General features: G+C 42.0%; 14 protein-coding genes. 4 read left to right on the forward strand and 10 right to left on the reverse strand.

Features of this window, described 5'->3' with window-relative positions; translation table 11 throughout:
* Positions 1-48: 48 nt before the first annotated feature.
* From AV939_RS04870 to AV939_RS04890, 5 genes are read right to left on the reverse strand one after another with little or no spacing between them, the layout of a single operon-like run.
* Positions 49-1,173 (reverse strand): hypothetical protein, encoded by a 1,125-nt coding sequence (locus AV939_RS04870; protein ID WP_057793485.1) that lies wholly within the window; start codon positions 1,171-1,173, stop codon positions 49-51.
* Between the two features lie 11 nt (positions 1,174-1,184).
* On the reverse strand, positions 1,185-1,859 hold the full coding sequence (locus tag AV939_RS04875; protein WP_057793484.1) for an ABC transporter ATP-binding protein: 675 nt from the start codon (positions 1,857-1,859) through the stop codon (positions 1,185-1,187).
* The gene (locus AV939_RS04880; RefSeq protein WP_057793482.1) at positions 1,856-2,635 is read right to left on the reverse strand and encodes an ABC transporter permease; all 780 of its coding nucleotides are present in this window, start codon (positions 2,633-2,635) and stop codon (positions 1,856-1,858) included. Before AV939_RS04880 ends, AV939_RS04875 begins: the two co-directional genes overlap by 4 nt.
* A gap of 2 nt (positions 2,636-2,637) precedes the next feature.
* A complete protein-coding gene (locus AV939_RS04885; RefSeq protein WP_057796317.1) occupies positions 2,638-4,458 on the reverse strand; it encodes a polysaccharide biosynthesis/export family protein in 1,821 nt (606 codons plus the stop codon).
* A 7-nt stretch (positions 4,459-4,465) separates the two neighbouring features.
* Positions 4,466-4,870, reverse strand: a complete 405-nt coding sequence (locus AV939_RS04890; RefSeq protein WP_057793479.1) for a hypothetical protein — start codon at positions 4,868-4,870, stop codon at positions 4,466-4,468.
* Positions 4,871-5,291: 421 nt separating this feature from the next.
* Here AV939_RS04890 and wecA point away from each other — a divergent pair, with 421 nt between their 5' ends.
* From wecA to galU, 4 genes are all read left to right on the forward strand, one after another.
* A complete protein-coding gene (gene wecA, locus AV939_RS04895) occupies positions 5,292-6,347 on the forward strand; it encodes a UDP-N-acetylglucosamine--undecaprenyl-phosphate N-acetylglucosaminephosphotransferase (protein ID WP_057793477.1) in 1,056 nt (351 codons plus the stop codon).
* A 128-nt stretch (positions 6,348-6,475) separates the two neighbouring features.
* A complete protein-coding gene (locus AV939_RS04900) occupies positions 6,476-7,363 on the forward strand; it encodes a glycosyltransferase (protein ID WP_057793475.1) in 888 nt (295 codons plus the stop codon).
* Positions 7,360-8,229, forward strand: coding sequence for a glycosyltransferase family 2 protein (locus AV939_RS04905; protein ID WP_061997246.1), 870 nt, complete (start codon positions 7,360-7,362; stop codon positions 8,227-8,229). Before AV939_RS04900 ends, AV939_RS04905 begins: the two co-directional genes overlap by 4 nt.
* Before the next feature lie 385 nt (positions 8,230-8,614).
* Positions 8,615-9,508: a UTP--glucose-1-phosphate uridylyltransferase GalU gene (gene galU / locus AV939_RS04910; RefSeq protein WP_013785214.1), complete on the forward strand. Its 894-nt coding sequence runs from the start codon at positions 8,615-8,617 to the stop codon at positions 9,506-9,508.
* A gap of 95 nt (positions 9,509-9,603) precedes the next feature.
* Here the strand turns inward: galU and AV939_RS04915 are convergent, their stop codons facing one another.
* The 5 genes from AV939_RS04915 to ppnN all read right to left on the reverse strand — a co-directional run bounded on the left by AV939_RS04915 (position 9,604) and on the right by ppnN (position 14,939).
* Entirely contained in the window at positions 9,604-9,921 is a 318-nt protein-coding gene (locus AV939_RS04915) for a ComEA family DNA-binding protein (RefSeq protein ID WP_057793468.1), read from the reverse strand.
* Positions 9,922-10,167: 246 nt separating this feature from the next.
* A complete protein-coding gene (locus AV939_RS04920; RefSeq protein ID WP_013785212.1) occupies positions 10,168-11,175 on the reverse strand; it encodes an isocitrate dehydrogenase in 1,008 nt (335 codons plus the stop codon).
* A gap of 201 nt (positions 11,176-11,376) precedes the next feature.
* Positions 11,377-13,083: a histidine kinase gene (locus AV939_RS04925; RefSeq protein WP_138118094.1), complete on the reverse strand. Its 1,707-nt coding sequence runs from the start codon at positions 13,081-13,083 to the stop codon at positions 11,377-11,379.
* Positions 13,040-13,414, reverse strand: a complete 375-nt coding sequence (locus tag AV939_RS04930) for a DUF3192 domain-containing protein (protein WP_013785210.1) — start codon at positions 13,412-13,414, stop codon at positions 13,040-13,042. The genes AV939_RS04925 and AV939_RS04930 overlap by 44 nt, the downstream gene beginning before the upstream one ends.
* A gap of 166 nt (positions 13,415-13,580) precedes the next feature.
* Positions 13,581-14,939: a nucleotide 5'-monophosphate nucleosidase PpnN gene (gene ppnN / locus AV939_RS04935; RefSeq protein ID WP_057793464.1), complete on the reverse strand. Its 1,359-nt coding sequence runs from the start codon at positions 14,937-14,939 to the stop codon at positions 13,581-13,583.
* Positions 14,940-14,941: the final 2 nt, after the last annotated feature.

Below are 14,941 nucleotides of genomic sequence, written 5' to 3' on the forward strand. Positions count from 1 at the left end.
TATGAACAGTTCTAAGTGCGATACAAATAAGTTTCTAGGTATTGACCCTTACAACTCTCTAATTGTGGCCAGTACAATTCGTATGATGCCATAAAGCAATAGAAGTATTACGCCAAATAAGACTAAGCTGTAAACGACCGTTGGATACTTATTATCATCTGGTAAGGTAGGCGACTCAATAGTCACCAAGTGTTGTAACTTTTGATAAGTTTCTACACGGGCATTTTCAAGAGTAATAAGTGAAGAAGAAAATGCCTGAATAGCCAACTGCAATTGAACCTGTAGGTTGCTGTATTGCGCCATTAGTTCACCGACAGAAAGGTCAGTGTCAGCGTTGTTTGGATCTGAAGTACTAATCTGCTCTTTGCGTTTATTGATTTCACGTTGCAACGCACCGATTTCTCGCTTGATATTAATCACCTCAGGTGCAGCATCAGACATCATGGTTGAAATGGTACTCAACTCTGCTTTCTTTTGTGCCAAGGTGGCTTCTAATGAAAACGCGATTTGCTGAAAAGCTGCGCCTTCCGCGGTGGGGTCCAGCACATTATATTTAGACTGAAAGCCTAAAATTTCTGTCTTAGCTTGTTGAAGTTTCTGCTCTACAATTTCGTGCTCGCCTTTAGCAAACGTCAGCTTCGATTTGGCCAGATTGTTGTTGATATTGTTTATGAACTCTTCCGCTTTTACTACGATAGCTCGGTTTATGACTTGGGCGAATTCGGGGTTAAACGCACGTGTGCGAAGAGAAATAACAGAAGAAGCTGAATCTACACTCACTTCTACGTGGTCTAAATAAAACTGATAGAAGCTTTCTTGTTTATGAGAACTTGATAGACCACTAAAAAAGTCGGCCTCGTCAGACATATAATGTTCTCTTAGGTTAATAGTTTCATCTAAGTACTTAATCATATCTGCAGATTTGATATAGGCTTCTACTAATTGACTTTCGTTGCTAAATCCACTGGAACCCATGCCTGCCGACATAAGTAATGAAGAAGGGTCAAAACTACTGCCGCCATCACTAGATTTTACGATTAACTGACTTTGACTCTCGTATTGAGGGGCTGCCCATACAATGAGATAGAAAGCATATAGAAACCAAGGTAGCACAAGCAAAAGAGTTTTGTGCTGTTTCATCAGGTCATTCAGTTTTGTAAGCGTTTTTTCCACGTTTGATAAACCTATTTTAACGATTTTTTATTGGCTGCATCTTGCGTATACACGTCAATGCCTTCTTCGAGATCAGCGTAATAAGATAATTTTCCGTCATCAATAATAACGGTAGATGTACAGAACTCTCGAATTTGATCAAGTTCATGACTTACCATGATAACCCCCGCCGTTTCACTTTTTTCTTTAAGTGACGCTCTGGCTTTTTTTCTAAACAATGGGTCGCCTACAGATGTGGCTTCATCTATAAGATAGATGTCGAAATCGATATTCATACAACAAGCAAACACAAACTTAGCCCGCATGCCTGAAGAGTAAGTGCGCACGGGTAAGTCAAAGCGCTTATCTAATTCAGCAAATGCTTGAACTTTTTCTTCGTATTCAGGCAACGACTTCACATTATTTATTCGTCCGATGAAGCGCGTATTTTCACGCCCTGTCATTTGTGGATGCACGCCAGTTTGAAGTGCTACCGGCCAAGACATCGCTTTATTAGTAAGTACGCGCCCCTTATCTGGGTATTCGCTTTTCGCTAACATACGAAACAAGGTTGATTTACCCGCGCCGTTTTTACCCAAGATGGCCACATTATTTTCAGTCGGGAAATCAAAATTGAGATTCTTAAAAATATATTGAGGCCCCATTTTGCTTGGATAGCTTTTTGTCACGTTTTCTAGTTTGATCATCGTGACAATACCTTTTTCCACGTAATGTGATAAAGAGAAAGGCTTAAGAATAAGAATACAAGGGTGATTTCTACCACAAAGCTAAAAGATACCCCTTTATGTCCGTAAGACTCAAAACAAGCATATCGGGCAAGCTCATTAAAATGCACAAGAGGATTCCAAGTGAAATATGGCCAGAGATATTCAGGCATATCTTGAAGGCTGAAAAATACACACGAGATAAACATCAAGGGACGTGTAAGCATTGACTTAATTTTGTCTACTTCAGGAACAAAAGCTTGCGCAATACCAAACACTAAGCCAATTGAAACAGAAAACAACCAAAGTAGGATATAAAGGGTGATCAACATCAGTGGATCATGAATCTCAAAGCCATCACCCAAAAGATAGAGTGCCAAAGCGAGTAGAGCGATAACTACGGTTTTTATTGATAATTCAACAAAGCCCGCAGTCACAACAGCTGCAAGCGGTTGAACCTGCCTGAAGGCATATAATGGTTTATTTCGTCGAATGGATGTTGATACCGACTGAAGGTTGGTAGTCAGTGTTTGGAGGCCGACTAACCCAATCATCATGAAAATGAAAAGTGGTATAGAGTGAACATCGTCGCCGCTTATCAAACCTCTTATAAAAGAAAGTGCAGCAATGAAAATAAAAGGTTCTATAAAGGCCCAGCTAAGACCAAATTTATCATTGAACTTGCTTTGAAACTCACGCAGGAAGAGTGCGAAAATCACACTTCTCCAAGCGTAAACTTGTTCTTTGAACGTTACCATAATTAATCTGTGGCTACGTTCGCAGCAATAGCGATTTGATACACGATTTGAGTAATATCTTTCACTGCTTGAAGCACTTTAGTATCAATGGCTGGCAGCACGATAATCTGGTCACCAGGTAATAAATGAGCACCACTGCCGTTAGCAGTTAAAATACCGTTATCGATATTGGCAAAAGCAACGTTCCCATTTTTGCGTACTATCAAAATACGCTCATCTTCAGCGCGTTCGGTGAAACCACCTGCCCATGCAATATAGTCTTCGGTATCTGCATCAGGATTAAAAACGACTGATTGAGGAAGTAAAACCTCACCACCAATATGAATAAGATCCGTAATTTCTGGGATCACAATAGTGTCATTTGGCTCTAAAAGAATGTTCGCAGTGTCGCCATTTTCAGACACAACCACTCGGCCTTGTGGTTCAACTTGGCGGGCTCTCGCAATAAAGTCAGCCACAAGTTGAGCTTCCTGTGCACGTATTGCTCCCTCACCTGTAGAACTGATGGGGGCAGTGTACATACTGCGCTCCAAACGCTCCAAACCTTGCTCAATAATCTCTTTTTGTTTTATCGCAACACTTTCTCGCAGAAGATAGATATTTTGCGTATCAGATAAGGTTGTGTCCGCTTCAATATGATCCAGCACATCAAGTAAACGTGTGCCCTTGTCTACCATCAATTGTGATGCACCTGAGAATGCGCCAGCTACGTTAATTCGATAGATTTGTGCTTCGTTGTCGGCCACGTACTCAACAGTGTCACCAGCCTTAAGCGGCAGAGCTTCAAAGTCGGCTAAGCTTAAGTAGCGTGCAAATTGCTTATTATCCCTAACGCCAGCGACTGATGCGTGAGAAGCAAACTCGCCAGGACGCGCAAAGTAGTTTACTACTTCACCGGTGAGTTCTTCGTCTGAAAACTCAAAGGTAAAACTGTTTCGAGCACCGGTTTCAACCACAATAGTATTGCCAATAGGGCGTACTAAAATGGTATCGCCATCTTTAAAAGAAATTTTTGGCAGTTTACCGTTTCTGAAAAATGCATATAAATCAGCGGTAGCTATAACTTCATTATTGCGAATAACATCAATTTTTCGGAAGCTGCCACGTTGAAAATCGATACCGCCGGCCCGTTTTAAATAATACAACACGCTGTCGGATGCTAGGCCCGCATATTGCCCTGGTCGTAATATTGGGCCAGAAACGTAAACTGCCACAGGCGTTGAAGTGAGTAGGTTGACGTATACATTTACATCGTTGGTATAGACCTGACGAATTTTACTACTTACTGTTTGGTTTACTGTACCCGCTGGCGTGTTAGCAACCCGAATTGGGCCAATATTGGGTATAAATATGTTGCCTTGATTATCAACAGTGGAAACATCTGAATAATTGATTGCACCCCAAAGCCATATAGAAATTTTATCCCCAGGGGCAACCAGATAGTTATCGTTTAATCCTGTGGTTCTCTCAGATTCGAAACCACCAAGAAATAAGTTCGCAGCAAACGGAGGGTTGGCCATTGCTTGTTGTTGCGGGAAAACACTTTCAATAGTCGGCTCGCCTGGAAGAGAAAGGCCACTTCTTGGCTGAGTGCTAAATTGCCCCATTGTATTTTGCGTGCTACCTGCGCCTGGCAATGTACGTTGGCTTTGAACGCTGAGAGGAGACACGCCGGCTGCAGCATTAGAGGTTGATGACGAGCCTGTCTGTTGGGCTCGTTGTCTTAGCTGTTCTATTTGCTCTGCACTCTGAGCATTCACCGTTTGAGAAAATAAACCGATTGAAAGTACAGCTGCGGCGGTAAAAGAAATTAAATTTAACAACTTCAACTTATTCTCCTCGTGATTGAGCCGAGGCTACTAATGGGCTCAAAATAGACCAAGCTCCGTCGCGTTTACAGACGATAAGCTTGTCTTTTGTATATTCGTTTTCGGGCTGGGTGGCAGAAAGCGTAGCTTGAAATCGAATGCAGTCGTTACCGGTTGCCGAGGTATACAATTTAGTCGCTTGGTAATCAATGCCTTCAAGCATAATCTGAATATTCTGCCCCTGACTAAACGATGAATTTAAATTTGGAATGCTTATTGCTACATCTTCTTCGGCAGACAAAGAGTATGCTAGCGATGCGTGTACTAGTGGAATATCGGCGGTTGTCGATTTAGGTACATTACTGCACGCCGCGAGCAAGCTGGTAAGCGCAACAAGTAAGAAAGCCCTTTTTTGCGTATTTAACATTGACTGTCATATCCATATAGCAATTTGGCGCTAGGATACCATAAGAATAAAAAAAAACATGCTTTCGTCACGCGTTCGGCGTGAATTGCAATTTGATGGATGCTTATTTGTTCTAAAGACAGTGCGCTTTAGGTGTGATGTATGAAATTTGTTCAAAGTATTGGTGCTTATAAGCCAGTATTCATTCTGTTACAAAAGTTTTTACTACTAAGGGTGGTTACAACAAAGAATGTTTATTATGATAAGGGAGTTTTTCCTATCCTGTTCAAATAAAAGAATGAAGCCCTCGGTAGGCCGTTAAAGGACGTTGTTTTAATATGGATACCAATTTGGTTCACATGTCACACTTTGGAAGAACACCAATCGGTGAAGCACTGATTTCTGGTGGTATGGGCCGTGGTGGCACGAGGTTTTGTTTAATATGTTAGCGTACCTGCAGTTTGTTCCTCTTTTTACTGCGTTTTTTGTAGCCCTTATTTTGTTGGTGGTGATGACACCGCTAGCACATCAATTCGGCTTGGTTGATCAGCCTAGTGCGAGAAAACGTCACGCGGGTATTATTCCATTGACCGGCGGGGTGGCTATTTTTATGGCGGTATTGGTCGCAAGTGTTGCTACTGATGTCTGGATGAAAAATAATCCTTTATTCTTTACTGCCTCGGCCTTTGTTGTGCTTCTCGGTATGCTTGATGACCGTTTCGATTTAAGCGCTAAAGGGCGTTTGATGTGCCAGTTTGGAGTGGCTTCAATTATGGCGTGGAGTGCGCAAAATTATGTCACGTCTTTAGGTAATATATTTGGTAATGGCGATATTGCACTAAATATTAGTGGGTATTTCTTTACTGTTGTCTGCGTGGTGGGTGTTATCAATGCTTTTAATATGATTGATGGCATCGATGGCCTTGCAGGGGGCATGAGCTTAGTTATTCTACTTACGTTAGCAGGGTTTCTAACTTTTACTGGCAACGGTGCTGCCATTATGGAGCCTTTAATTATAGTGGCTGCCATTGTACCATTTTTGGCCTTTAACTTAAGTTGGAAGGGCTTTAAAGGAAATAAAATATTTATGGGTGATGCGGGCAGTATGTTTGTGGGCCTAACAATTGTATGGTTGCTTGTCGACCATACTCAAGGTGCTAGTGCTGCATTTAGACCAATCACCGCCGTGTGGTTAGTTGGATTGCCGTTAATGGATATGGCGGCAATAATGTATCGCCGTGCACGTAAGGGGCAATCTATGCTTCGCCCAGATCGCCAGCATTTGCACAATATTTTTATGCGAGCAGGCTTATCGAGCCGTCAATCTCTCATTGCGATTTTGTGTATGGGCGCCTGTTATTGCGTAATTGGGATCCTGGGCGAAATATATCTTGTGCCTGAATACATCATGTTTTGGGGTTTTATTTGTCTACTTGTCTTGTATAGTATCGTCATTCAAAATATTTGGAGCGTGCTTCGCTTTATCAAAAAGCTTTAGCGTAATATTCCTAATGCGTTGATAAATTGAATGCTAGAACTAAATTTCGAACGCCGGTGTAATAAGATTAGAAAGCGCTTTTCTTTTACTTTTCCAATGTATCAACGCTTTAAAATTGGTAATTCTGTTTGGACTCAAACCTTTCAATTCTTCACAACAACTATAAAAACAAATGTGTTGAAACCTTGGTGGCCATGGCTGTCTATGGGGGCGACAAGGTTGAGTGGGTAGAACAAGCGATTGACAGTATACTCAATCAGACATATCGAGATTTTGTTTTTGTCATTGTGATTGACGGAGAAATTACCGTTAAGATGATGAATAAACTTAAAGATAAAGCCTTTTCCGATCATAGGGTTGTACTAGCCCAAAATGCGACTAAACCTGGTTTGGCCAGCTGCATGAACAAAGCGGCCGAATGGGGACTATCGTTGAGCCCTGCTTACTTCGTAAGAATGGATGCGGATGATATCTCCATTCCAAACCGACTCGCACGCCAAATAAGTTATTTACGTAAGCATGCCTATATATCAGTATTGGGATCGGCGCTAACTGAAATAAACGAGCACGGTAACAAAGTGGGCGCAAGAGTCATGCCTTCGTCTCACAAGCAAATTGTGAGTATATTGCCACGACGTTGCTCACTGAATCATCCTACCGTAGTAATACGTTACACGGTGTTTGAACAGGGCTATAGATACGATAGTAACCTAATGAACACTCAAGACTATTTTCTTTGGGTAACCTTGGCTTCTAACGGTTTTGTGTTTAGAAACCTCAAAGATCGTTTATTGAATTTCAGACGAGTAAACAACTTTTATAAGCGCAGAGGCTTTAGTAAATCACTCAACGAATTTAGAGCAAGGTTTAATGCCATGTTTAAACTAAAAAAGCTAACGCCTTACAATGCCGCATATGCATGTGGTGTACTAACGCTACGATTAATGCCTGGGAAAGTTGTTAAATTAGCATATAAACTCGATCGTCATTTATTGGATAGGTTTGGTAAACATTGAACTGTGGAATTGTCGTTGTACTTTATCACCCTGATATCCAACATGTGCAATCACTTATCGATGGGTTCATGGCCTGTGAATGGCCCATTGTATTAGTTGACAATTCTTCTGAAAAAACCGTCTTATCGCTTTCTTCTCACTGCAAATATTTCCATTACTCTGATAATGTAGGGATTGCCGAGGCTCAAAATATAGGCCTCGATTACCTATTTAAAAATGGTATGTCCCATGCGGTAGTGCTAGACCAAGATAGCCTATTTACAGCGAATATGGGGTTAGACTTACTAGCACAGTACCATGCGCTTGAGCAGTCTCATAAGATAGCGGCACTTGGCCCTTCAATACACTGTCAATTTACCGATAAACTTACCGTAGGGCGCGTGCAAAAGGGACGTCCAATCTATAGCCGGGTTAGAGAAGTAAAACAAATTATTGCGTCAGGTATGATGCTCTCTTCTTCTGCATTTTCCGTGGTAGGACATAAAGAAACAGGCCTCTTTATAGACGGTGTCGATCATGAATGGTGCTGGCGAGCCAATAAGCTCGGTTTTTCTATATTCCAGTCTTTATCAGTATGTATGCCGCACCGTCAAGGCGATGATCGTGTAAAGGTACTAGGCTTAACCTTCAAGCAAGGCGCACCAATTCGACTTTACTACCAAATGAGGAACGTATTACTCTTAGCTAGAAGGGGGTATGTACCACTTTATTGGAAGTGCCGTCATCTTCCCGCAATACCGCTACGATATATTGTTAATCGGTTCTACTTTCCTGATGGTAAGAAACGTGGGCATTATTTACTGAAAGGGCTAATTGACGGCATCAGTGCGAAGAAAGGAAAGATTCAAGAGCGTAGTGTAAAGTAGGCTTTAAGTTGATTATGCAATGGTTTTAGTTGGGCTTTTAAAAGCATTGCTTAATAAATGTAAAGTTTCACCAAAGATGTGCAAGTGATGAATGTTGGTGCATGTTGATGAGTTAAAAAGGGGCGCTGATTAGGCAAATTCTTTTATTTCAAAAACATTATTTTTCAATGGTATTACGCTGTTCATCACCAGTTGCACCTAGTGTGAATTGAAATATGTGCTTCACGATGAAGCTTTTTATTTTTTATAATAGAAATCATTGTGAAGTGAACTTTACGTTTTATTATAGCGTAACCGTTTCGAGCCAAAATGAAGTTGTTAGTATGGAATGTGGATTGCATACTTCATTTTAGGTTGAGGATTATCAGTACAAGGACATTAAATTATGAGTCAAGTAAAAAAAGCCGTTATTCCAGTAGCGGGTCTAGGCACCCGAATGCTTCCTGCTACAAAAGCAATTCCGAAGGAAATGCTTCCAGTGGTAGACAAGCCACTTATTCAGTATGTTGTGAAAGAATGTGTAGCAGCAGGGATCAAAGAAATCATATTGGTAACTCACGCTAGTAAAAACAGTATTGAAAACCACTTCGATACGTCTTTTGAGCTTGAAGCCACATTGGAAAAGCGTGTTAAGCGTCAGATACTTGAAGAAGTACAGTCAATTTGTCCGAAAGATGTCACCATCATGCATATACGCCAAGGTGTGGCAAATGGTCTAGGTCACGCTGTATTGTGTGCCCGTCCTATCATTGGTGATGCGCCTTTTGCGGTAGTATTGCCAGATGTTATCATTGACGATGCAGCAAGTGATCCGAAAAAAGATAACCTTGCGGACATGGTTGCTAAGTTTAATACCACTCGTGTTAGCCAAGTTATGGTAGAGCAAGTTCCTCAAGAAGATGTGACCAAATTTGGTATTGCTGACCTTGATGGCGCAGCGATTGAGCCTGGTGAGTCTGCTAAAATACACAAAATGGTAGAAAAGCCTGCTCTTGATGAAGCGCCGTCTGATTTAGCGGTTGTAGGTCGCTATGTGCTATCTGAGAAGATTTGGGACTTACTTGAGTTTACGCCTCCTGGTGCCGGCGATGAAATTCAACTTACAGATGCTATCGATGCATTAATGAAGGTTGAACAGGTTGACGCTTACTACATGAAAGGCAAGAGCCATGACTGTGGTAGTAAACTTGGTTACATGAAAGCCAACGTAGAGTACGCACTTAGACACCCAGCGTTAGGCCAAGAATTTAAAGAGTATATTGCTAGCCTTAGCATCTAAAATTACAGTATCTAACATTACAGCTATTTAAAAGCGCGCTTACGGCGCGCTTTTTTGTGCGTGTCTTCCAAACTGAGTAACACCAAGTGAATTATTCAGTCTTTTACTACAACATAACCTTGTAGCTTAGATAGCATCTTCTCACCAATTCCTTTTACTTCGGTTATTTGTGCGACTTCTAAAAACGGCCCAACATCTTGTCGGTACGCGATAATCGCTTTTGCCTTAGAAATACCTACACCAGGTAATGTTTGAAGCTCTTCAATACTAGCAACATTAAGGTCAATTTTTTTAGCGATACCAACACTTACCATTGATGATGAAGCATCATTATCTAATGGGGCAGCCGATATAGCCGGTGTGTAAATATATAGCGCAGATAAAACCATAAGGCTTGTTAATTGTCTTTTCATCGTCATTCCTTGTTTGAGATGTACACCATTTGTACAGCGTTGATGTTACCTACAGAGCCAAATATGAAAAGACCAGTTTTGGGACAGTTTTATCAAAGTGCCAACACTAGGTTGAGGCGTGCCTTCTTTTCTCTTTTCTTTTTTTGGGGGGGGAGGGAGAGGAAGCAGGGGAAGAACGTATGCAGTAAGAGACAGATACAAAAAAGCGGGCTTTAAGCCCGCTTTATCAATAACGTCTATTTAACCTTAAAGGCGGTCAATCAACGCTTGAGTAAATTCATTTGTACCGGCTTCACCACCAAGGTCGCGAGTAGTGCGGTCGCCAGTTTCGATAACGTCTTTTAAGGCGCTACGAATTTTTTCTGCTTTATCACCCATGTTCAAGTATTCAAGCATCTGAGCTGCAGCAAGAATAACTGATGTTGGGTTAGCCAAGTTCTTACCAGCAATATCAGGAGCAGAGCCGTGTACAGCTTCGAAAATAGCACAGTCTTCACCAATGTTAGCGCCAGGAGCCATACCAAGGCCGCCAACAAGTCCAGCACATAAGTCAGAAAGGATATCACCGAATAAATTAGTGGTAACAATCACGTCGAACTGGTGTGGGTTCATTACTAACTGCATGCACGTGTTATCTACAATCATTTCTGTAGATTCAATATCTGGGTAACGTTCGCCCACTTCACGAGCCACTTTCAAAAACAAACCTGAAGTAGACTTCAAGATATTAGCTTTGTGTACTGCTGTAACCTTTTTACGGCCTTCACGACGCGCTAACTCGTAAGCGAAAGTAACGATTTTTTCAGCGCCATCACGAGTAATTTTACTCATCGCTTCAGCTTCGTTACCGTCTTCAGAAACTACTTGTCCAAGTCCTGAATACATACCTTGAGTATTTTCACGCACGGTAATGATATCGATATCTTCGTAACGCGCTTTAGTGCCTTTGAACGAGATCACAGGGCGTAAGTTTGCGTAAAGTTTAAATTGCTTACGTAAGCTAACGTTAATTGATGTGAAACCTTCGCCAACTGGAGTAGTTAGTGGGCCTTTAAGTGCAACTTTATTTTTAGCAATAAGGTCAAGTGTTGCTTGTGGCAGAAGTTCACCATGCTCTTCAAGGGCAACTAAGCCTGCATCTGCGTAGTCATAGGCAAAATCACAGCCAACTTTATCTAAAATTTTAGTGGTTGCATCAATAATGTCTGGGCCAATGCCGTCACCGCGAATGACTGTAATGTGTTGCTGAGTCATGTGGAAGGATCCTCTGATAATTCTATTGTCAAAATCGTTAGGTTTACTACATTTTAGCTTAGCGAGTGAAACGCGCCAAAGAAGACCGCCTCATCTTTTTATTATTATGAAAATTAGGGGTAGTTTTTTGAAGCGGCGCTAAGCGGCGTATTTTATACGATAGCGGGGCTAAGTTATAGCCATTCGTAAAGATTAATTTTACTAGTGCAAATTAAGTGGGCAAAACAGATATTCGCCAAGTCTATCCATCACGTTGCGGATATCTTCACTTTTCAAGTTAACGCTTCTTACTAAGGTGTCGAAGGTATTATCTGTGGCTGCATCTCGTGCATTTGACGGGAACAAATACTCTCTGGCAAGGCCAAAAGCGAGTTGTAAAATAGCGTGTTCCTTCTTCAAAGATGCGGCGACCTCTGCGTGTCGTCTGCCTGACTGGTGAATTACCGCTCGCCATGTGGCACTTTGGTGCCAATTTCCAGCAAGTTCACCTGAAATAGCGTGCCATGAAGAAACGCTTTTAACCTTGAAGGCTTTGTCTATCTGAAAGTAGTCTTTTTGACTAACCGGTAGTTTCGTCGCTACTTTTAATCCTGGCAGTGTGAATAAGGGGGCACACAAAAATGTAGTCACTAGCGCGGCAGATTGAGGAGTAAATTTGGTTTTTGTTATTGATGCTAACTGCGCCGCAATACCACACGCCAAAGTGGTAAATTGTTTGCTGATGGCAAGCAATGGATATTGATGTTGGGTTAAGCGCTCTATTAACGCATGTTGTACCAGCATATCGCCCACTCGTTCCAAACCATAGGTTAGTATTGCTTGTTTGAGGCTCGTTACGGTGAGCTTAAGGCGATTGTCTAAGCTAGCAGTGGAAAGCAAGAATTGCTGGAAGCTGGGTACCTTCTCAACCTTCTGACATAAACTAGGTACATCCACATCAGTTTTTTGTAATTCATCAATAATCGCTATTAGGGCTGAGGGAGGGCGCTGAATAGGAAAGGTGGCGGGGTAAAAAGGCTGCTCTCCTTTCACGCTTCGGGCATTCTCACATGCTTGATATTGACCTGTGAATTCTTCAAAACTCAGATACAGGTCTTTGGGCGCCAAAAGTGCAGTGCGTTTAACCCATAGTATTTTCTCGTCTTCATTCCTACTAGGTGAATGCACAAGCGCATGCTGTTTTTGTATATCAATCACAATAGCGGGGTGCGCTTTTACGTACACTTTAGCCCCAGGCGAAGGTATTGAAATGAGTGATGCAATAGGATGCAGGAAAGTTCGTTGCATTGTAGGTACACGCTGAGCGATAAACGCCAGAAGACTCGACCTTGAGTGGGCTCCAGTACAATAAGAGAAAACACTGGTTATCAAACTTATGCGCTGCAAAGATGTTAATTTTGCTTCGCCAACATGCTTTATTGATTGTGAACTGAAAAGCACTTTTTGCAACGCAATAATTTGTCGCCACATGGTGAGATGATGGTCGTTGATGAACGCAAGCAGTGCTTTTTTCTGACTGATTGCCTCATCTTTTGATTTCTTGACTAATTTAGAAGAAGCTAGATTAGAAGCGACTAAATAATACGTAGCCAAGTGGGCCGCAATAATATGCTGTAAAAAGTGGTCGTTATAGTTATTGAGTTTGCCAAACAGTGCTAGGTTCAACATATGCCGGGTGAGAGTATCAATGTCACTCGTACACTTTTGAAGTGCTAAAGGAATAGCGGGGTGGGTTTGAGCAAATGAAAGTGTAAGCTTAGCTCGCTGAAGACAGGTATTAACAGTGTCTTGAGGCGATGAAGTCAGTGCAGGTAGCGAAAGCAGAGCGTCCGAAAGCTCAGAAGCATCATTGAGCTCCATTTGGCTAGCTTTGCTGGTAACTTGAATACGCCCCGTCGCCCCACGCAATTAATTTCTCATTTTCAAACAATAATGGCGTGCATTCGTCTTGCGTGGTTAAACCATCTGCACGAACGTGCTGTGTACGGTAAAACATCACTTGAATAGCATTTTCATTTTGTCGTTTGGCTTCGGTAATATCAGGCGAACCAAGCAAGGCCAGCACTTCCTCTCGGGTGCTACCCAGCTTTAATTTGGTAATTTGCACGCGGTTATATTCTTCGCGATCTTTCCAGTCCATATTTTCAGGTTTATCGGGATAAACTGAAATCACTAGAAATACAAAAGCTGCATACAATGCTATGCCAGCAAAAATGAGTCGAATTACCTTGGAGTTCATAACCCTAACTTTTCGTTTTTCTGCGCTAATATAAACAATTTACAACGTGTATATAGGTTACAAACTGTAATTTCGCAGTTCCTTTGTTTGAATAACTACTTAAGTCTACAGTGTACCGTAAAAAGTTCGTCGACGGTAAGTGTTAAACGTAAGGAAATGCGTCTAGTTATTTCTCAATTGTGTAGCAAGGTGTGTATGCAGAGCCGGGAAGCTTCATTCTTTGTTGAGAAACAAAAGATTCTAATAGTGTATCAACCCGTTCCATTAACTTGGCATCCCCTGTTAGCTTAAATGGTCCATGCTGTTTAATGTGCTGAATACCTTCCGCTTTGACGTTGCCCGCCACAATACCTGAGAATGCTTGCCTTAACGCTATTGCTAGGGAGGCATTGTCCTGATTATGATGTAAAGCTAAACCTGACATGGTTTGATGGGTAGGAATGAAGGGGCGCTGAAAATCTTCTTCTATTTTGAGTGACCAATTGAAACTATAGGCGTCGCCCATTGCTTCTCGGTACTTTTTAACTCGCCCAAGCCCAGTGCGCATAACCCGAGCTACTTCTTCAGGATCGTCAACAATGATCTGGTATTTGCTCTGTGCTTCTTTCCCTATCGTCGCACCGATGAATTCATCAATGGCTTCAAAGTAAGTCTCAGAACCCGCTGGACCGGTAAGGATGACAGGGAAGGGTTGCTGGGCATTTCGTTCATTCATTAAAATGCCAAGCAAATAAAGCAACTCTTCGGCAGTACCCACACCGCCAGGAAAAATCACAATGCCGTGGGCTAGGCGAACAAAGGCCTCAAGGCGCTTTTCAATATCTGGCATGATGACGAGTTCATTAACAATCGCATTGGGTGGCTCTGCTGCAATAATGCTAGGCTCAGAAATACCAATGTAACGGCCTGCCTTATATCGTTGTTTAGCATGCCCAATGGTGGCTCCTTTCATAGGGCCCTTCATTGCACCTGGTCCACAGCCTGTGCAAATGTTCATTTCTCTAAGCCCTAACTGGTACCCCACTTCTTTTGTATATTTATACTCAGTTAGATTAATAGAATGCCCGCCCCAGCACACCACAGTATTAAGGCTATCGTTTCCTTCAAGTGCCTTAGCATGACGTAACATGTCAAACACCATGTCGGTAATGCTCACACTATCGACAGGCGCACTTTTGTGGGTAAAAGCATACTTATTACCCATAAAAAGCAGGTCGCGAAGCACTGCAAAAATATGCTCATGCACACCTGTAACCAAGGTGCCATCAACAAAAGCCACTTCGGGTGGATTTACCAATTCAATTTTGACGCCACGCTCTCTTCGAACCAACTTGATATCAAAATTTTCGTAAGGCGCAAATAGCACCTCATAATCATCTTCATCGACACCACTATTGAGTACTGCTAAACAACAGTTTCGAAACATGCCGTAAAGTGCGCTATTTGTTGTATCTTGCAATTGAGCCACTTCAATTTGCGACAACTGACTCATCCAACCAACAGGATTTAACTGCACTTTCTTCATAC

Source organism: Alteromonas sp. Mac1, from assembly GCF_001562125.1.
In the GTDB taxonomy this organism is placed as follows: domain Bacteria; phylum Pseudomonadota; class Gammaproteobacteria; order Enterobacterales; family Alteromonadaceae; genus Alteromonas; species Alteromonas stellipolaris.

What these genes read in the sequence shown, in the direction of transcription:
- wecA (WP_057793477.1), top strand. Translation starts at nt 5,292, where the DNA reads ATGTTAGCGTACCTGCAGTTTGTTCCTCTTTTTACTGCGTTTTTTGTA.
- AV939_RS04920 (WP_013785212.1), bottom strand. Translation starts at nt 11,175, where the DNA reads ATGACTCAGCAACACATTACAGTCATTCGCGGTGACGGCATTGGCCCA.
- AV939_RS04930 (WP_013785210.1), bottom strand. Translation starts at nt 13,414, where the DNA reads ATGAACTCCAAGGTAATTCGACTCATTTTTGCTGGCATAGCATTGTAT.
- AV939_RS04890 (WP_057793479.1), bottom strand. Translation starts at nt 4,870, where the DNA reads ATGTTAAATACGCAAAAAAGGGCTTTCTTACTTGTTGCGCTTACCAGC.
- ppnN (WP_057793464.1), bottom strand. Translation starts at nt 14,939, where the DNA reads ATGAAGAAAGTGCAGTTAAATCCTGTTGGTTGGATGAGTCAGTTGTCG.
- AV939_RS04875 (WP_057793484.1), bottom strand. Translation starts at nt 1,859, where the DNA reads ATGATCAAACTAGAAAACGTGACAAAAAGCTATCCAAGCAAAATGGGG.
- galU (WP_013785214.1), top strand. Translation starts at nt 8,615, where the DNA reads ATGAGTCAAGTAAAAAAAGCCGTTATTCCAGTAGCGGGTCTAGGCACC.
- AV939_RS04915 (WP_057793468.1), bottom strand. Translation starts at nt 9,921, where the DNA reads ATGAAAAGACAATTAACAAGCCTTATGGTTTTATCTGCGCTATATATT.
- AV939_RS04880 (WP_057793482.1), bottom strand. Translation starts at nt 2,635, where the DNA reads ATGGTAACGTTCAAAGAACAAGTTTACGCTTGGAGAAGTGTGATTTTC.